Origin of the sequence: Paenibacillus sp. 102 (assembly GCF_039549175.1) — a bacterium.
Lineage (GTDB): Bacteria > Bacillota > Bacilli > Bacillales > Bacillaceae_G > Bacillus_A.
Genome location: NZ_JBCGHT010000002.1, coordinates 303,286 through 321,370 on the forward strand (window position 1 = coordinate 303,286; position 18,085 = coordinate 321,370).

Below are 18,085 nucleotides of genomic sequence, written 5' to 3' on the forward strand. Positions count from 1 at the left end.
CATCATTAGCTGCTTTTTCGTTTCTGAACTTGGAGAATAAACTCTTTTTCATACTTTTTTCCGTTTATATAAAATGTACCCCATATTTTATATATTCCTTCTTCTGGGAAGGTAATACGATACTGTAGTTGCTCTTCTTCATTTACAGGGACTGCGTATAAAAAATGTTCTCTTTTTTCATCGACTATATAAAGTGCCCCCTGTTCTCCAGTGCCCGAGCTAAACTTCACACTTTCCCCCTTTTTCATTTGCAATTGAAATGTCAGTGTAGCTGCTTCATTTGGATGTAACGTTCCAAATAAAAGCGACATTTGGTAATCGCCAATTTTTTTTGTAAGCACTGTGTCTTCTATTAAATTCTTTTGTTTCTTTTGTTTCTTCTCTTTTTCCTCTTCCCCAAAATTTTTCTTAGAAAAGGACTGTTCTGTTTTACCATGATCCTCATATAAGAAAACCGTATAAGCTTTACCTTTCATTCCTCTTGCAGCTAGCTTATAAGAACCATTTCCAGCGAATGCAGGGTTGATTTGCTGAATTCCCTTTAACTGCTCGTCCACAATAATTGCTCTAATACGATCGTTCACTCCGCGAATCTCATTGTTATTTTTATTAAACAGTTGAAATGTAATATCTGTTTTTTCATTTCCTATTCTATTTTTCATCTCCCATTTCACTTCTCGAATATCCCCTGCTGTTTCTGTTGTTCCTTTAAACTTTTGCATGTAGAATCCACCAGCTACAATAAGTAGTAAAGCAACTAGTCCAATGACAAGATTTTTCAAATCATCACCTGCCATACTTTTTATAAGTCGTGACACAATTCGTACAACTATGCCTGTAAGTAGATTATTGTTACAAAATTCATTCTATTTTTTTTATAAAAATCCTCTATGAAATAAAGTAAAGTGCTCACTGAAAGAAAAAATAATCCTGAATCGGAAATCAAATAACAAGTTACTGAAAACAGTGTATCTTGTATATACTACAAACAAGAAAAAGATTTTAATTGGCAGGATTCCTAGTGTATAATGCAGATGATGTTAATTTATATCTATACATAATAAGGAGGATTTTTATGAGCGTTCATATTGAAGCAAAACAAGGTGAAATTGCTGAATCTATTTTACTACCTGGCGATCCACTACGTGCAAAATATATTGCAGAAACATTTTTAGAGGATGTAACTTGCTATAACAACGTACGTGGCATGTTAGGGTTCACTGGAACTTATAAAGGAAAACGTGTCTCTGTTCAAGGTACAGGCATGGGTGTTCCGTCTATCTCTATTTATGTTAACGAATTAATCCAAAGCTATGGAGTGAAAAATCTAATTCGCGTAGGTACATGTGGAGCGATTCAAAAAGATGTAAAAGTACGTGACGTAATTATCGCAATGACGGCTTGTACAGACTCTAACATGAACCGTTTAACATTCCCTGGATTTGACTTTGCGCCATCAGCAAACTTCGATCTTTTAAAGAAAGCATATGATGCTGGAACAGAAAAGGGATTACACGTTCGTGTTGGTAATGTTTTAACAGCAGATGTGTTCTATCGTGAGAGCATGGACATGGTGAAAAAACTTGGTGAGTACGGTGTATTAGCTGTAGAAATGGAAACAACTGCACTTTATACATTAGCAGCGAAATACGGTGTAAATGCATTATCTGTATTAACAGTAAGTGATCACATTTTCACTGGAGAAGAAACAACATCTGAAGAGCGTCAAACTACGTTCAACGAAATGATTGAAATCGCTTTAGATGCTGCGATTCAACAGTAATACACAAAAGAACTTGTCATACGTCTGGCGAGTTCTTTTTTAGTACCTTATTCTAAATTAAATATTTACTCTATATGACTTTTTATAAAAAACTGCTCCAGATAGAGACAGATTTTCAGTCCCTACTGTCTTTTATCGTTTGTTATAATAAAGAAAATATTTATGCGAGCACTCTGTTGTGAGGTGAAGAAGTGAAAAAAAGAAGTATTGTCTTTAAACTATTTTTATTAACATCAACATTATTTACCGTTACCTTCCTCCTTTTTTTCCTAGGGCAATCATTGTTTTTAGAAAAATTTTACATTAATAAAAAAGTGCAAACCGTCCAAACTGCTTTTGAAAAGTTTTTATCCAGTTACGAAAAAAGTGATAGAACATTTGAGGAAATAAGAAAACTTAAACAAGAATTTCACGAAAAAACAAACGCTGATGTTGTTTTATTAGATCCATATGGAATTATAAAAGATGAAAATAATTACTATATTGAAATTGTAGATGAATCAAATAAAACATATTCAATTCCACTCAACAACATTTTAACAAACGATGAATACACGAAATTTATGAACCTACAGTTAAAGGTGAATGATATTCTCCGCATAGAAGGTATTTTAAAGAAAAACGTGATTATTCCTGTTACACTAACAAATCGCTATAATTCATGGCAAAATGATAATATCATTTCTGACTTTAAATTATTTGATATCGATTGGGGCGCTTTAAAAAGAAACAGGTATACAAAAGATGCAAAACTTGGCATTCATAAATTTCAAGGTACTGTATCTAAAATACACCTACCATCAAAAAATGACATTCGCCTTGCGAATAATTTGGAAACTTTACAAGGCGTTCAGCATTGGGAGCTGTCTGTCATACTTGGTAAAACAAATTCAAACAAATTGACTACTTATACAATAGGTGGAGACGATGAAGTCAAAAGTCAAATTTTTGTGCAACCAGTTATTGAAAAAGGAGAGATTAAAGAATTTGCTTTCGCAATGACCTCCTTACAGCCTGTTAATGAAGCAATGCTCGTTTTAAAAGATTATTACGTTTATGCCTTAATTATCGTATTTCTCGTTATTATTTTATTATCCTTTTATTATTCAAAAATCATTGTTAAACCACTTATTAAAATGAATCGTGTTACAAAAAAAATGGCTAATTTTGATTTCACTGAAAAGTTACCAATTTCAGCAGATGATGAAATTGGTGGTTTGTCTAGTAGTATTAATACATTATCAGTAAACTTAAAAGACCGAATAGATCGATTAAACATTGCAAATACAAAACTACAACAAGATATAGAACGCGAACGACAATTAGAAAAAACTAGAAAGGAATTTATTTCTGGCGTATCTCATGAATTAAAAACACCACTAAGTGTTATTAGAAGCTTTGCAGAGGGAATTAAAGATGGCGTGAGCAAAGATAATACTTACTATACCGATGTTATTTTAGAAGAAACAGAAAACATGAATCGACTCATTGTTGAGATGCTAGAATTAGCAAAACTAGAATCGGGCACGTATAAACTAGAAATGAATACTTTTTCACTTGGTGAACTCGTTCAACAAGTGTATACGAAGCTATTATTTAGTATGGAAGAAAAACAATTACAAATAAAAATCGATGCAAACCCTTCTATATATGTTGAGGCGAATCGCAACCGCATTGAACAAGTTGTTGTAAATTTACTCAGCAATGCAATCCGTTATACACCTGACGGCAAAGAGATTCGTATTCGCGTCATCGAAAATGAAGAAAAGGTAAAAGTAGAAATTGAGAACACTGGTAATCCAATTCCAGATGAAAGTTTACAAAAAATCTGGGATCGTTTCTATCGTCTAGACGCTTCCCGTAGCCGTAATACTGGCGGAACTGGACTCGGTCTATCCATTGTCAAAAACATATTAGAACTTCATCATGCCGAATATGGTGTATACAATACCAATGATAGTGTCGTTTTTTATTTTGATTTACAAAAAGTAAAAGAAGTCAAATAATTTGTCTTAATTTCACCAGGAGTTCACATGAAATTCACACTCCCCCTTTATAGTAGTAACCAAGTTAATCCTTTCCTTTACACACAAATAAGAGGAGAGTGCGTGAAATGAAACAAGCAGGACAACCTATTCAAAACGAAAAACAATTAGAAACAATCAAAAATATACTTTTACAATCTTCGAAACGTGATGGCTTACTATTCGTATTAGCTGTAAATTCTGGTCTAAAAGTAAGTGAGATTTTACAATTAAAAGTCGGTGACGTTATTGACGAAAATGAAAATGTTCGCCATTCCATTTTATTTTACAATGAAAAAGTAAAGAAACATAAATGGTTTGCTGTAAACGAAGACTTACAGCATGCAATCGAAGATTATATGAGAGAACGTAAAACGTGGAAACGAAATGAACCTTTATTGAAATCGCAAAAAGGAACAAAATCCATTACAAGACAGCATGCATGGTATATTTTAAACAAAGCTGCAAAAGAAGTTGGTTTAGAAGGGATTAGCTCACATACACTTCGCAAAACTTGGGGATATTGTGCATACAAATCTGGTGTTGACATTGCATTTTTACAACACTTCTTTGACCATAGCACCCCATCAAAAACTTTAAAATATATCGGTATTGCATAAAAAAACAACCATGGTTCTTATACATAAAAAAGGTTACCAACGTTAAACTTGGTAACCTTTTTTATCTTTCATTTTCTCTTTTCTTGTTTCTCCTATTTTGTAGTGGTACTCTAGTAATAAGGGGGAGAAATGATGAACACGTTCACAATTGAATTACCAAAAGAAACTGCAGAAAAACTTGGATTGTTAAAACAAGCCTATCAAAAGAAAACAGGTACTACAATTTCAGAAAGCACACTCGTTCAATCTCTTATCTCAAGAGAGTTTATTCAAGAAATAACTCCATTCGATTTACAACAATATGTAATTGAGAAAGAACAGCGCTAGTAGCTGTTCTTTTTCAATTTCTTCCCTTGCTTCGTACATAATTCATTATGTATTACCTTCACTTTCTCACTTCTTACCTAGACTCTTATTTTTATTTACATATGCACAATAAAATATTTTTTATTTTATTTCTGAAAAACTATTGACAATGATAATGATAACCATTATCATTTATTATGAAGCCAACAATTGATGAATCAACCAAACGCTCAGTAACATTGTTACCCCTCTTTTTCATATAGAAAAACACTGTACATTCCCCCTGTTTGTACAGTGTTTTTCTTTTTACCCTGCTACTGTCCGTAAAAGTTCAATTGATGATGGCTAATAATCAGTGGAGGATCTATTAAAGTTTCACTTTATATTTATTCAAATAAATTAAGCTGTTCCGGCTTTGGTTCTCCATATGTAATATTCATCATTTCCATGAGTTGCTTTGCATTATCCGCAGCATCTCCACCTGAATTATTGTTAAATAAAACATATATGTTCTTTGTCTTCTTCTGTAATTCCCCTAAGCGTTCCACCCATTCTTCAAGCTCTTTTTTATTGTAGCGATATAGACAGCGAACCGCTCGCCAATTTTCTCCTTTATCAAGCCATCCATGAATATTGCGACCATGAAAACGTATCATTGTCATTTCAGGATGTGTTGCTTCTAATACAAGTGGAACAGAACCAATTCCAGCCTGTGGTTCATCACAAATCGTATGAATCCATTTTTCTTGTTCTAAAAATTGTAATGTTTTATCATGCATATTAGGATGAAACCACGTTTGATTTCGAAACTCTATGGCACACGGCAATCCTTTCATTTTTTCTTTTGTATAACGAAGTAAATCTACATTTTTCTTCTGACAATCAAACCAAGGTGGATATTGGAATAATATCGTCTTTAATTTATGTGCTTCTTGAAGCGGAACAATCGATTGTTTAAACGTTTCAAACATCTCATCAGTATTTGAAAATGGAATCTCTCCTTGCATATGTCCCGTCATCCCTTGATACGCTTTAACAACAAACGAAAAATTTTTTGGCGTTTCTCCAGCCCATTTCATATAATTTCGAACTGGTTGCATAGCATAAAACGAACTATCGACTTCAACAATAGGAAAATACTCACTATATGTTCTCAATTTATTTCTATTCTCATAGGAATTTGTATATAAAGAATCGTGATCTCCCCATCCTGTTAATCCAATAGAAATCACCCTCACCCCTCCTTATCCCATTTCTATTAATCAGCACACACCTAATTAAAGAAAACAAACACTTCAGCCTACTGAACAAAGTTTCAATTTTCTTCAAGAGCATCTTTATAAAATATGATATACTAGATGGAAGAATTTTTAAATTGAGGAGTTATTTATGATTCAAGAGGATACTACTTTATCTCATGAAAAGCAAATAAAAGAATTAGAAAAAAAAGTACAGTTTTATGAACAGTTGGTAAATCAATTACCACACCATTTTACATACGAAAACTCACAACTAGGTTTACAGTTACATAAAAAAGGGACTTCTCATTCCATTAATCACATACCAAAAAAAGATATAGAATCAAACTTTGTACTAACTTGTGATTCCTTATTTCTATTTGAGCAACTTGAAAAGCACTTTGTCCATATTTTTGATGCATTTTCACATCATGTCACTTTCATTGACAATAACGGTATCATTACATTATGCAACCAATCTGCCGCAGATGATCTTGACGTAGTACGAAATGATATGATAGGTAAACCAATCCAAAAATTATTAAACTTACCAGAAGAAAAAATTAAAGCTTTAGAAACATTACGAAGCGGACAAGAAATCTACAATGAAGAAATATTAGACGTAAACTATGGTATTTTTAACAATCGCATTATTCGTGATTATAATGGAGAGATTTTCCGTGTGATTAGCGTCTTTCACTATTTAAATACTGAGCGTGATGCTGAAAAACTTGCATTAGCTGGTCGAATTGCAGCTGGAATTGCACATGAAGTTCGTAATCCACTTACAACAGTACGCGGTTATTTACAATTTTTACAAGAAAGTATTTCACCTTCTAATAAAGAACTTTTTCAAAATCTGCTCATTCCTGAATTAGATCGTGCAAATAGTATCATCACTAAATTTTTATCTATTTCCAAAGCACACAAATTTAAAAGAGAGCCATTTCCCATCAATACTTTTTTACGTGAATATATTCAACAGCTACTAGCTAGTGAAGTATTTTTGCATAACATTTCTATTGAATATAATTTATCCTCCGATTTAGAAGACATATTAGTAAATATTGATCGACATGAGCTCGTTCAAGTTTTCCTAAACTTATTTCAAAATGCTGTGGATGCAAAAAGTGATAAACCTTTATCCATTCAAATCACTAGTCATCGCTTAGATAATTTTGCTCGCATTACTTTTAGAGACAATGGAACCGGTATTCCTCCAGCAATCCAAGAATATATATTTGATCCATTCTTTTCTACAAAAGACGCAGGAACCGGACTGGGATTATCCGTAACAAGAAAAATCATTCAAAATCACAATGGAACTTTAAAGGTTTCTAGTAATGAAAATGGTACAACATTTATCATCTCCATTCCATTAACACAAAAAAGGGCGGGCTTATAGTATTTTCCTAAAAATAAAGTGAAACTTCCATCAGTGGGGACGAAGCCCCACTGATATAATTAAGTAAATACATTCAAAATATACGATTCCTTAACTTCCAGCACAGGGCCTAAATTTTTCACTAATCTATTCCCCTCACTAACATGTATTACAATTCCTTTTCCTCTTTCACGGGAAATACCATACAACTTCATTAAGTTCGATGTCTCTTCAACTGTTTCATTTCTTTCAACATATCGATATAACCACTCTAACTGTAAACGCACACTTAAACAATGTCTCCTTCTCTATTCCAAACTCAGTATACACAGTAAGAAATAACTAGCGACTATCCATTATATATATTCATTTTGATTTTCCGACATATACGTCACGGCTATAAAAATAAAAAGAGATTCCCACTCGTTTTCTCCTTTTGGTTTCACACGGCATGGGGCTAAAAAAGGAACTGACCGCTTCTATGCATGGACGGATACTCTCTCCCACCTAAAAGGAAAGGTTTTATCTCGGTTTTTCAATCTGTCTATATGTGAAATACTTAATCTCCTTCTTTACGTTTCTTTACTTCAAATTTACTCTAGCTTAATGCTTATTTTGTATGATAGATAATGAAGACAATGATATGAAAGAGGGATGAAAATGAAAGTCTTATTGCCAATACGCTTTTGGATCGCCCTTATGTCATGCATAATTTTATGTTCAGGACTATTTTTAACTTTAGAATACACTACCACATCAAAAGCAGCAGAAAACAGTACTATAGCACCATATAAACTGCTATATGCAACACCAAATACAGTACCCCAATCATCTTCCTCATCTAAAGAAAAAAGAGTTATCAAAGGAATGATGATTACAGAAGCTTCTTCGCATCATGATCTGGATCGGATTGCAAAAAAAATTAAGGAACAATATAAGAACCAGAAAATCGATGAAATCATATTATCGATTCACAATAAAAATACTGGAAGGTACGAAGAAGACCTACCCTATGAGCCACTCAGTAAAGGAACAATCTCGATTATTTACAATTCACAATCTCATTCCAATACAATCGTTCGTCTCAATGGATAGTACTACACCTGTTGAAAAAAGTTTCACTTCATAAAAAATCGAGGCCACTGAAAAACTTACGTTTTTCAGTGGCCTCATAATTATTCGCTACTTTTTATTTTTACAAAAATGGAATCCACTCTTTTACTTTATCAATCCATTCTTTCTGTTGTTCTCTTCTCAGTTTTTCTTCTTCTTGACGCTTTTTCTCTTCTTCTTTTCTTCTTTTTTCTTCTTCAATTGTCTTTAATTGTTTTGAATAGTCAGCCTCTGAGATAAGTGACAACTGAAATGCTTTTTGAGCGGAATTCCCAGCAGCCTGTTTCATAATATCTCGAAACATTGTCGTTGTAATTTGACTACCACCTGGAACATAATGTTCACTATCGGTTTTATCATATCCTACCCAAATTGCGCCAACAAGATCCGGAGTATAGCCCACAAACCATGAGTCTTTCGCTCCACTGCTTGGACCATCTATAAGCTGAGTGGTTCCTGTTTTACCAGCAGTATCAATATTTTTCACCTTTGCTTTTTCGCCCGTTCCTTTTTCAACAACGCCTTTTAATAAATACGTCATTTTTTGAGCAACCTTCTCACTCGTTACACGGGTTTCTTTTTTATACCATTTCCCTACAATTTCTCCCTCAGCATTCTGTATTTCACGGATTGCATGTCCTTCAATTTGTACGCCATCATTCGCCAATGTTGCATAAGCCTGAGCCATTACAAATGGAGAAGTTCCATTATGCATTCCTCCTAGAGCAATAGGAAGAGTGCGGTCTTCCTCCTGCAAGGGAATACCGAAACGCTCTAATGACTTCAAACCTTTTTCTAATCCAATTTGTTCTAACAGCCAAACAGCTGAGACGTTATAAGACCTTGCAACTGCTTCATACATGGTAACATCCCCATGAAAAGTATGGTCACTATTTTGAGGCGTATAATCCTTTATATTAAGTGGCTCATCTTTTAAAACATCATATACTTCATAACCTTGCTCTAATGCTGGTACATATACTGCAAGAGGTTTTAATGTTGAACCTGGTTGTCTTTTTAACTGCGTCGCATGATTAAATTGTAGGAATTGATACGTCCCCCTCCCGCCGACTAGTGCGGGTACACCACCGGTTTTCGGGTCCATCAAAACAATTCCTGTTTGCATAAGCTGATCAGCATTACTACCTTGGAAATACTTATCATTATTTACAACATCTTCTACCGCTTGTTGCTTTTTTGGATCAAGTTCTGTATAAATACGATATCCACCAGCTAAAATTTCATTTTGTGTCAATTCATATTTCTCCATTGCCTCTCGGACAATATAATCTACATACTGTGAATATTTTCCTTTGTATTTATCATCAACACCTCGGCGTAATGCAAGGCCTGTTTCTTTCTCTTTCTTGTATTGATTTTCTGTAATATATCCCTGCTCTTTCATTAATGCTAAAACAACATTACGCCTTTCAATTGACTTATTAAAATTTTTATATGGTGAATAGGTTGATGGTGCCTTAATTAATCCTGCTATTGTCGCCGCTTCTGCTATTGTTAAATCCTTTACTTCTTTATCGAAATATGATTTAGCCGCTTTTTTTACACCCCAAGCTCCTTCACCAAAATAAATTTGATTCATATACATTTCAATAATTTCATTTTTTGTATACGTACGCTCTATTTTTTTTGTAAGAAAATACTCTTTAAATTTGCGCGAGAATGTCCGTTCTTGCGTTAAAAACACATTTTTAGCAAGCTGTTGTGTAATGGTGCTCCCCCCAGCCACCACTTCTCCAGCCGTAATGTTCTTTACTATTGCACTCATAATCCCACTATAGTATATACCATGGTGATTAAAGAATTTCTTATCCTCTACTGCTACAATTGATTGAATCATAATATCAGGAATATCTTTTCTTTTAATTCCTTCCGTCTTGGAAGAAGATAGCTTCGCTGCCACTTCCTTATTTGCATCATAAATAAGTGTCGGCTGCGGAACAGCCTGTTTTAATGCAGATATGTCTTGAATGGAGATCATTATATTTACTGCAATAAATAGAGTAACGAAAAAAACGCCAAGAATATATAATGTATTGCGCAATTTCTTCCTCTTGTTGAACCACTCAAGCATTTTCTTGAAATGAGTGTTGTTCAATTTCATTTATTCACTTCCTTCATTTATTTACACTTTCGTTTTAAAAAGGAAGAAACTCCCTCCTTTTAAATTTATTATAATAACGTAATAGTTCGTCAAGTGTAAAGTATTTCTTTTACATTCATACTTTTTACAAGAAAAGGACATTCTACAAGTAAGATATTCATTAGTTGTTATTAATATTATTAATGCATCAATATGTATTATGTTAAGTTTTTGTAAACTTTTCGATAAAATGTTTTAAAAAACGACAGTTTTTTGTTAGAATTGACTAGCCAATATATTTTACATATATTACTTTATCGTGGGGGTAACAATAATGGTCTTTAAATCTAAAAAAGATAAATTTTCTGAAATGTTAATGAATGTTTCTGAAAATTTAAAAGAAGGCGCGCAATTTTTCGTGGAGTATAAAATTAAAAATGCTAGCGATTTAAAAGAGTTTTCTATGCGCATGAAAGAATATGAGTCAAAAGGTGACTCATTTATTCACGAAATCATTATGGAGCTAAACAAGGCGTTTATTACTCCTATTGAACGTGAAGACATCCTGCAACTTGCAATGAGCATGGATGATGTATTAGACGGATTAGATCACAGTGCTGGTCTATTCGAAATGTATTCTATTACAGAAGCTGATGAATACATGATTAAATTCGTAGAAGCAATTAATCAATGTGCGATTGAAATTGCAAACTCTGTTGAACTAATGTCTAACAAAAAATTAGTCGACATTCGTACAAATGCAATTAAAATTAAGGATTACGAGTCACAATGTGATGATATTCGTCGTCATGCGATTAAGCACTTATTCTCTCGTGAAAAAGATCCGATTAAAATTATTCAATTTAAAGAGATTTACGAAGAGCTTGAAGAAGTAGCTGATAGCTGTCAAAGCGTTGCAAACGTATTAGAAACAATTATTATGAAGAACGCGTAAGGAGTTTGATCATGGATACACTCTTGATATTGACTGTTTTAGTAGTCATTTGCGCTTTAGCTTTTGACTTTATCAATGGATTTCACGATACAGCAAACGCTATTGCAACAGCTGTTTCGACGAAAGCTCTAAAGCCTAGACATGCAATTATTATGGCAGCTATTATGAACTTTTTAGGTGCAATGACATTTACAGGTGTAGCAAAAACGATTACAAAAGATATCGTTGACCCATTTTCCTTACCAAATGGTTCTCTTGTAATTTTAGCTGCTTTGCTTGCGGCAATAGCTTGGAATTTGCTCACTTGGTACTATGGTATTCCAAGTAGTTCTTCGCATGCAATCATTGGCTCAATCGCAGGTGCAGCAATTGCTGCTGCTGGTTTTAGCTCGTTAAATTTTAAAGGGTTCTTAAAAATTCTTGAAGCTTTAATCATTTCACCAATCGTCGCTTTTGTTATTGGTTATATCGTATACAGTATTTTTAAAGTAGTCTTTAAAAACTTTAACTTAACGAAAACGAACAAAAACTTCCGTATATTCCAGATTTTTACTGCAGCATTACAAGCTTATACACATGGTACGAATGATGCACAAAAAGCAATGGGAATCATTACGATGGCTCTTATGGCAAATAACTATCATACTTCTAGCGATATCCCGTTCTGGGTACAATTATCTTGTGCGATCGCAATGGGGCTTGGTACTTCTGTCGGTGGATGGAAAATTATTAAAACTGTCGGTGGACAAATTATGAAAATTCGTCCTGTAAATGGTGTAGCTGCCGATTTATCATCATCACTTGTTATTTTCGGTGCAACATTCATTCACTTACCGGTTAGTACAACGCACGTTATCTCTTCTTCTATTTTAGGGGTTGGTGCTTCTCACCGTGTGAAAGGTGTAAAATGGGGAACTGCAAAGCGCATGTTAATTACATGGGTGATTACCCTTCCAATCTCAGCTTCATTAGCTGCTTTATTTTATTACCTATTACATTTAATTTTCTAATCAAAAGTCGTCTTCCTTATTTTTCTAGGAAGACGACTTTTTTGTGAACAATCCTATTTCTCTTCAAAAAGTGTGTATAATGAATGTTGTATTAGTTATACAGAGGAGTTGACAATTTTGGAATACATCATGTTACTTTTTATTGGATTAATCGCAGGAACAGTCGGAAGCCTAGTAGGACTTGGCGGGGGAATTATCATTGTACCTTTACTGATTGGACTGCATAGTTTATCACCACAACTCGCAGTTGGAACATCAATTGTGACCGTAGTTTTCACCGGTCTCTCCTCTACTCTTACTTATATGAAACATAAGCGAGTAGATTATAAAAGTGGACTTATTTTATTTATAGGGAGCGGTCCTGGAGGTATTATTGGATCGTGGGCAAACAAATTTTTGAATCAGGATTCTTTCTCTTTATACTTTGGAATTTTCCTTATTTTTGTCTCAATTCTTCTCTTGTTGCGTGATAAATTGAAACCTCTTTCCCTCTCAAATGCAACTGTTATTAAGCGATCTTTCACAGATGCTGAAGGTAATACTGTTCATTATCAATTTCCACCGTTTCTTTCAATTATTATCGCATTTGTAGTTGGTTTCATATCTGGATTATTTGGAATTGGCGGCGGGGCATTACTCGTTCCAGCAATGATGCTTCTTTTTGCATTCCCTGCACAAATTGCTGTTGCAACTTCCATGTTTATTGTCTTTTTATCAGCAATTGTAAGTTCTTTAACTCATATTTCTCTTGGCAATGTTAGCTGGATTTATGCATTGATTCTTATTCCAGGCGCTTGGATCGGTGGAAAAATTGGAGCTTTCATTAACACAAAATTAAGCGGTAATGCAATTATTAATTTATTGCGTATTACATTGATTATTCTTGGAACTAGATTAATTATTACTTCATTTCTATAACGCGTTCTTTTTAAAATGCGTTTTTTATACGCAAGAATATAAAAATGTTCCCAACACGACACATAATACTGCACACACACACAACAACATTAAATTTGAAATATGTAATTTATTCAAGTTGATCACTCCTATAGCTGTGACTGTTACCCCTATAATAGCGAAAAAAGAGACACTTTGCCGTTACAAAGTGCTAACAATGCAAAAGCAATTATTACAAATCTCATCCATTTATTACATGAATTTGTATAATCTATCGATTCAACAAAAAAAGATGTCATATTGACATCTTTCTAATGAAGGAGTGACCACCCCATAAAATCTTCATGTACTTGACGTGCTCGCTTATCATTTCTATCATACAATTCAGCGTAGCTATCCGTTTCTTCGTCATAAGCCATCGTATAAATAATTTGACCATCTATTTCAACTGATAGAACGACTCCACCCTTCATCTCTTCCACATGTATGACCGCATTAGCTGGAATCCTCATATCAGTCATCTTCGCATCTAACAATATACTAAACCCCCTACAGCGTATTCATTGCTAGCACTATTACACACTAAATAGTATACTACTGTAATAGCATACATTTCGTCAACAAAATTGCTATTGGGTAAACTTTTCTTCTTTAATATGTATACTTTTAAGACAAACACACATATATCAGATAATATGAACAAATAGGAACGCTTAAATGAGGTGCTAACATTGATTCTACATAAAGGGGATATATTATTTCGTCAAGGTGAAGAAGGGCCTTTGTACTTTATTAAAACGGGGCTATTAAAAGTCGTTCGATTACAAGAAGACGGAACACCATTTTTATTTAACATTATCGTTCCCGGTGAGACAATCCCTCACCATTCTTTAATTTCACCGAAAGAGTATCATGGTACAGCAATTGCTTTAATTAAAACAGAGATCGAACCTATTATGGGAAATGCGTGGTATGAAAAATTACAAGAGAATCCGGAATTATATGCTGATATCGCCCTGCAGCTACAAACGAAATTACGAATGATGCAGCAGCGAATCGATCAATTAACAACTGTTTCTCCAAAAGAACGTCTCCATCGTTTGCAAGAGTGGTTCTCACTGTATTTAGATGGCATTCCCATCTACGAGATCTTAACACAAACAGAAATTGGACAACTTATCGGCGTACGCCGTGAAACAGTAAATCGTTTGTTACGAGAACAAATAAAAAACGAGGCGAACTAACACCTCGTTTTTTATTTGCCTTATGCTAAGCTTGCTGCCGGTCCGAAAAATTCATAATGAATGTGTTCAGGCGAAACTCCCCATTCTACTAAAGCCTTATTAATATGCTTCATAAATGGTACCGGACCGCAGAAATAAAAGTCCGCTTCATTTGTAGGAATAATCGATTGTAACCAATCTAAATCAACAAAACCTTCTTTATCAAAGTTTTTCACTTGTAAATCTTGTTCTGTTGGTGAAGAGTAACAAGTGTATGCTTCTACTTGTTCATAATCTTTCTCTATCTGCTGCACGTGCTCTTTCATCGCATGCACGTTGCTATTTAATGCTGCATGAATAAAGTATACCTTACGATTTGGAGCCTGCTCAATTAATGTATTTAACATACTCATCATCGGAGTCACACCAACACCGCCACTGATTAATACAACCGGTAGATTGGAATCCATATTTAATACAAAATCTCCTGCTGGTGCACTTAGCGGCAAAATATCTCCCTCTTGAACATGATCGTGTAAATAATTAGATACCTTTCCATCTGGTGTCTCTACAGCTGTTTCTCGTTTTACACTAATACGATAGTAGTCTTTTCCAGGAGCATCCGATAAACTATACTGACGATTATGTGTATACGTTTCACCGTTTATATTTATTTGAACCGTTACATACTGACCTGGTAAGAATGAAGATAACTCCTCTCCCTCTTCTGGTTTTAAATAGAACGATGTAATCACATCGCTTTCTTTCTCTTTTTTCACAACGACAAAGTTACGGAAATCTTTCCAACCGCCTTCTTTTTTTGCCGCTTCTTCATACATTTCTGCTTCGATGCTAATAAACGCATCCGCAATTACACCATACGCTTCTCCCCAAGCATCTAACACTTCTTGTGGTGCTTCTGCAACCTCTTTAATTGCTTGTAGTAAACATTTTCCGACAATTGGATAGTGTTCTGCTTTAATTCCTAAGCTTCTATGTTTATGACCAATTTGTTTTACAACAGGAATAATAGTTTCTAAATTATCAATATACGTTGCTGCTGCATACACTGCACTTGCTAACGCCTGTTGCTGTCTTCCTATTTTCTGGTTCGTATGGTTAAAAATATTTAATAACTCTGGATGTTCTGAGAACATAATTTGATAAAATCGCGTCGTAATTTCAACACCTTTTTCTTGTAACAATGGTACTGTTGATTTTACAATTTCAATTGTTTTTTCACTTAACATTATATCCCACTCCTCTATTTCCTTGTATATTGTTATTGTAAACGAAGCCAAAATGGAAGGTTGTGATTTTAATCACTATAAACATGGTGTTTTTGTGAAAAATGTATGAACGATTTAAATGTAACTCTCATTACGTACACTAATTTAATGTTCACCTTATATACTTTCCTATTTTTCCCAAAAGAAAATAAGCTAACCAATATCTTAGCTAGCTTATTACTAAGTTTGTAAAATTTGTTCAATCACTTTTACATCTTTTCCATTTCCAAACTCTGTATACCCCCATATATTTGTTTCACCCGTATATTGGTTTACTAAAATATCCAAGTCGTGATAAACACGATGAGCATAAACTACATATTCAATCTTCTGAACTTCTATGCCCTTTTTCAATATCTCATAGCTTCTCCTTACATCCCGCTTTATCTTCTCATCTTTTATTTCTGTATGTATATCTTTTAAAGACGGTTCTTGCTTTTGAAACCACTGCATTAGATGATTCCAATCCCCTTCCGTATACCTCTCAGCTTTTCCATAATTTAAGAGATTATTATAATCTTCATGTGTCGTGCGAATGAATTGTAATACTTTTTTCTTTTCTTTCACATCTTCTACTTGCGGCAGTGCAGATACTCCAACAGGTTTACTCGCATAATGCAACAATACTCTCATTAAACTATAGCTTGTAATGCCCATTACAATAACAATTCCAAGTATCGCCCACACTCTCTTCATATACCAAACTCCTTTTCTACCATGAATGCTACATTTATTTCTATATAAACCCTTGCTATGAAAAATAAAAGATGATTTACATCCGTTGTCTCTTTTTGTTTTAACTCGGCATAGGGCCGAAAAATGATCTAGCAGCTTCTACGCATGGACGGATGCTCTCTTCCACCTAAAAATAAGGTTTTACTTCCATTTTTCAATTTGTACTTATATATTGTTATATTTGTAACATTCTCTTGTTGAAAAAGAATTCCTGTATAAATACTTCTCATCATTTCGACACTGTTTTTCTACATATTTCGCTGCGGCAAATGCTCTTGTAAAACTGCATACCCTTCATAAGCAGTGTAACCAAGTATTGCAAGTAAACCAATATAACAAGCAAATACTGTCCACCTTGTTTTAGCATCTACTTTATAATAGTCTTCTTGTTGTTTCTTTTCTTTTTCCCATTCGTTCATTTTTCTTTCTGAGACTTCTAAAGCTTCTCTTATACGAATGAAATATTCTTCTTTTTCATCTTCATATGGTACATAGTCAAACGGTTCAAATTTGGGTAGTATATATCCAAACACTTCAATTTTTTGACGCTCTCCTATTTCTAACTGCTTCTCTTTTTCTTTTTGCTTTAATAGATTCATTTCATGATGAATCATATAGATTGTTCGGTGAACAGCTTCTGTTTCTTGGAATTCTTCTTGAAATTTGACAAGGTAGGCTTTCATCATATCTACTTTATATCCCAATTCTTCAATTGGTTTATTGCGCTTTATTACCCTATACAGCTCCATACAACCAATTATAAAGATGAATCCCCCCATAATACTCTTAAAGAAAATAGAATATCCAAGTAATACAGCTAGACCTAACATCCAAATTTTTGTACTTACAACAGAAATAATTCGTCCCCCGTCTAGCGGAGAAACTGGAATCAAGTTAAAAAAGTTCAGCATACTTCCAAGTAAAATAACAAGAGCCCAAAACGGTTCCTTTGTTATCATATAGAGTGGAATTGCTGGTAAAAATGATAACAAACCAAAAAGAGGCCCCATATAAGCAAAGTAAGCTTCATCCTTTGCGCTTTTTGGCATCTCTTTCATTCCAATAAGAGCGCCCATAAATGGAATAAAGATCGCTGGAGACGTAGGTATCCCTTTTCGTTTCGCTGCCCACAAATGTCCCATTTCATGAACAAACAGCAGATAAATCAGTGCTACCCCAAATTTCCATCCATATATAACGGCATATGCTCCAAGTGATAATAGCATACTAAATACTGTTGAAAATTTTGCGAATTTAAAAATCGCAAATACCCATTTCAACTTAGAAAGCAGAAATATTCCTACAGCAGCTACAATTCCCCATAATCCTTTTGTATTATTTTTCATACCTCTCTCCTTCCTCTTTTTTTCACTATTATGCCATATTTTTTTCTTTTATTGGAAATCA

At 34.0% G+C, this 18,085-nt stretch carries 18 protein-coding genes; 10 read left to right on the plus strand and 8 right to left on the minus strand.

Features of this window, described 5'->3' with window-relative positions:
• Positions 1 to 5: 5 nt before the first annotated feature.
• Entirely contained in the window at positions 6 to 797 is a 792-nt protein-coding gene (locus AAIE21_RS07485) for a hypothetical protein (protein ID WP_343266475.1), read from the minus strand.
• A gap of 278 nt (positions 798 to 1,075) precedes the next feature.
• On the opposite strand from AAIE21_RS07485, the gene deoD reads away from it, so the two are divergent.
• From deoD to AAIE21_RS07505, 4 genes are all read left to right on the plus strand, one after another.
• On the plus strand, positions 1,076 to 1,783 hold the full coding sequence (gene deoD / locus AAIE21_RS07490) for a purine-nucleoside phosphorylase (protein ID WP_174099587.1): 708 nt from the start codon (positions 1,076 to 1,078) through the stop codon (positions 1,781 to 1,783).
• Between the two features lie 191 nt (positions 1,784 to 1,974).
• Positions 1,975 to 3,789, plus strand: coding sequence for a sensor histidine kinase (locus AAIE21_RS07495; RefSeq protein ID WP_343266183.1), 1,815 nt, complete (start codon positions 1,975 to 1,977; stop codon positions 3,787 to 3,789).
• A gap of 107 nt (positions 3,790 to 3,896) precedes the next feature.
• Positions 3,897 to 4,427: a tyrosine-type recombinase/integrase gene (locus tag AAIE21_RS07500; RefSeq protein WP_343266184.1), complete on the plus strand. Its 531-nt coding sequence runs from the start codon at positions 3,897 to 3,899 to the stop codon at positions 4,425 to 4,427.
• A 132-nt stretch (positions 4,428 to 4,559) separates the two neighbouring features.
• Complete coding sequence (locus tag AAIE21_RS07505) at positions 4,560 to 4,754, plus strand: DUF3924 family protein (RefSeq protein ID WP_336451737.1); 195 nt, start codon at positions 4,560 to 4,562, stop codon at positions 4,752 to 4,754.
• A 365-nt stretch (positions 4,755 to 5,119) separates the two neighbouring features.
• On the opposite strand, the gene AAIE21_RS07510 is transcribed toward AAIE21_RS07505, so the two are convergent.
• Positions 5,120 to 5,965 (minus strand): DUF72 domain-containing protein, encoded by an 846-nt coding sequence (locus AAIE21_RS07510; protein WP_343266185.1) that lies wholly within the window; start codon positions 5,963 to 5,965, stop codon positions 5,120 to 5,122.
• 157 nt (positions 5,966 to 6,122) lie between these two features.
• Here AAIE21_RS07510 and AAIE21_RS07515 point away from each other — a divergent pair, with 157 nt between their 5' ends.
• Complete coding sequence (locus AAIE21_RS07515) at positions 6,123 to 7,376, plus strand: ATP-binding protein (protein ID WP_343266186.1); 1,254 nt, start codon at positions 6,123 to 6,125, stop codon at positions 7,374 to 7,376.
• Between the two features lie 59 nt (positions 7,377 to 7,435).
• Here the strand turns inward: AAIE21_RS07515 and AAIE21_RS07520 are convergent, their stop codons facing one another.
• Positions 7,436 to 7,642 carry a hypothetical protein gene (locus AAIE21_RS07520; protein ID WP_343266187.1) on the minus strand — a complete coding sequence of 69 codons (207 nt, stop codon included), beginning with the start codon at positions 7,640 to 7,642 and terminating at the stop codon, positions 7,436 to 7,438.
• A 373-nt stretch (positions 7,643 to 8,015) separates the two neighbouring features.
• Between AAIE21_RS07520 and AAIE21_RS07525 the strand changes: the two genes are divergently transcribed.
• Positions 8,016 to 8,450 carry a hypothetical protein gene (locus AAIE21_RS07525; protein WP_343266188.1) on the plus strand — a complete coding sequence of 145 codons (435 nt, stop codon included), beginning with the start codon at positions 8,016 to 8,018 and terminating at the stop codon, positions 8,448 to 8,450.
• A gap of 100 nt (positions 8,451 to 8,550) precedes the next feature.
• Here AAIE21_RS07525 and AAIE21_RS07530 read toward each other — a convergent pair whose 3' ends face one another.
• A complete protein-coding gene (locus AAIE21_RS07530; RefSeq protein ID WP_343266189.1) occupies positions 8,551 to 10,590 on the minus strand; it encodes a transglycosylase domain-containing protein in 2,040 nt (679 codons plus the stop codon).
• 313 nt (positions 10,591 to 10,903) lie between these two features.
• Between AAIE21_RS07530 and AAIE21_RS07535 the strand changes: the two genes are divergently transcribed.
• From AAIE21_RS07535 to AAIE21_RS07545, 3 genes are all read left to right on the plus strand, one after another.
• Complete coding sequence (locus AAIE21_RS07535) at positions 10,904 to 11,524, plus strand: DUF47 domain-containing protein (RefSeq protein ID WP_000231447.1); 621 nt, start codon at positions 10,904 to 10,906, stop codon at positions 11,522 to 11,524.
• An 11-nt stretch (positions 11,525 to 11,535) separates the two neighbouring features.
• Positions 11,536 to 12,534 carry an inorganic phosphate transporter gene (locus tag AAIE21_RS07540; protein WP_343266190.1) on the plus strand — a complete coding sequence of 333 codons (999 nt, stop codon included), beginning with the start codon at positions 11,536 to 11,538 and terminating at the stop codon, positions 12,532 to 12,534.
• Positions 12,535 to 12,651: 117 nt separating this feature from the next.
• On the plus strand, positions 12,652 to 13,452 hold the full coding sequence (locus AAIE21_RS07545) for a sulfite exporter TauE/SafE family protein (protein WP_343266191.1): 801 nt from the start codon (positions 12,652 to 12,654) through the stop codon (positions 13,450 to 13,452).
• Positions 13,453 to 13,742: 290 nt separating this feature from the next.
• Here the strand turns inward: AAIE21_RS07545 and AAIE21_RS07550 are convergent, their stop codons facing one another.
• Positions 13,743 to 13,967 carry a hypothetical protein gene (locus AAIE21_RS07550; protein ID WP_000882912.1) on the minus strand — a complete coding sequence of 75 codons (225 nt, stop codon included), beginning with the start codon at positions 13,965 to 13,967 and terminating at the stop codon, positions 13,743 to 13,745.
• 195 nt (positions 13,968 to 14,162) lie between these two features.
• Between AAIE21_RS07550 and AAIE21_RS07555 the strand changes: the two genes are divergently transcribed.
• Complete coding sequence (locus AAIE21_RS07555) at positions 14,163 to 14,675, plus strand: Crp/Fnr family transcriptional regulator (protein ID WP_343266192.1); 513 nt, start codon at positions 14,163 to 14,165, stop codon at positions 14,673 to 14,675.
• Between the two features lie 20 nt (positions 14,676 to 14,695).
• On the opposite strand, the gene hmpA is transcribed toward AAIE21_RS07555, so the two are convergent.
• The 3 genes from hmpA to AAIE21_RS07570 form a co-directional block, all read right to left on the minus strand.
• The gene (hmpA, locus tag AAIE21_RS07560) at positions 14,696 to 15,904 is read right to left on the minus strand and encodes an NO-inducible flavohemoprotein (RefSeq protein ID WP_343266193.1); all 1,209 of its coding nucleotides are present in this window, start codon (positions 15,902 to 15,904) and stop codon (positions 14,696 to 14,698) included.
• A gap of 219 nt (positions 15,905 to 16,123) precedes the next feature.
• Positions 16,124 to 16,639: a hypothetical protein gene (locus tag AAIE21_RS07565; RefSeq protein WP_343266194.1), complete on the minus strand. Its 516-nt coding sequence runs from the start codon at positions 16,637 to 16,639 to the stop codon at positions 16,124 to 16,126.
• A 287-nt stretch (positions 16,640 to 16,926) separates the two neighbouring features.
• The gene (locus AAIE21_RS07570) at positions 16,927 to 18,024 is read right to left on the minus strand and encodes a site-2 protease family protein (protein WP_343266195.1); all 1,098 of its coding nucleotides are present in this window, start codon (positions 18,022 to 18,024) and stop codon (positions 16,927 to 16,929) included.
• Positions 18,025 to 18,085: the final 61 nt, after the last annotated feature.

Excerpts from the sequence above, each read along its gene's own strand:
- AAIE21_RS07505 (WP_336451737.1), top strand. The coding sequence starts at position 4,560 with ATGAACACGTTCACAATTGAATTACCAAAAGAAACTGCAGAAAAACTT.
- hmpA (WP_343266193.1), bottom strand. The coding sequence starts at position 15,904 with ATGTTAAGTGAAAAAACAATTGAAATTGTAAAATCAACAGTACCATTG.
- deoD (WP_174099587.1), top strand. The coding sequence starts at position 1,076 with ATGAGCGTTCATATTGAAGCAAAACAAGGTGAAATTGCTGAATCTATT.
- AAIE21_RS07525 (WP_343266188.1), top strand. The coding sequence starts at position 8,016 with ATGAAAGTCTTATTGCCAATACGCTTTTGGATCGCCCTTATGTCATGC.
- AAIE21_RS07500 (WP_343266184.1), top strand. The coding sequence starts at position 3,897 with ATGAAACAAGCAGGACAACCTATTCAAAACGAAAAACAATTAGAAACA.
- AAIE21_RS07530 (WP_343266189.1), bottom strand. The coding sequence starts at position 10,590 with ATGAAATTGAACAACACTCATTTCAAGAAAATGCTTGAGTGGTTCAAC.
- AAIE21_RS07565 (WP_343266194.1), bottom strand. The coding sequence starts at position 16,639 with ATGAAGAGAGTGTGGGCGATACTTGGAATTGTTATTGTAATGGGCATT.
- AAIE21_RS07540 (WP_343266190.1), top strand. The coding sequence starts at position 11,536 with ATGGATACACTCTTGATATTGACTGTTTTAGTAGTCATTTGCGCTTTA.
- AAIE21_RS07570 (WP_343266195.1), bottom strand. The coding sequence starts at position 18,024 with ATGAAAAATAATACAAAAGGATTATGGGGAATTGTAGCTGCTGTAGGA.
- AAIE21_RS07515 (WP_343266186.1), top strand. The coding sequence starts at position 6,123 with ATGATTCAAGAGGATACTACTTTATCTCATGAAAAGCAAATAAAAGAA.
- AAIE21_RS07535 (WP_000231447.1), top strand. The coding sequence starts at position 10,904 with ATGGTCTTTAAATCTAAAAAAGATAAATTTTCTGAAATGTTAATGAAT.
- AAIE21_RS07485 (WP_343266475.1), bottom strand. The coding sequence starts at position 797 with ATGGCAGGTGATGATTTGAAAAATCTTGTCATTGGACTAGTTGCTTTA.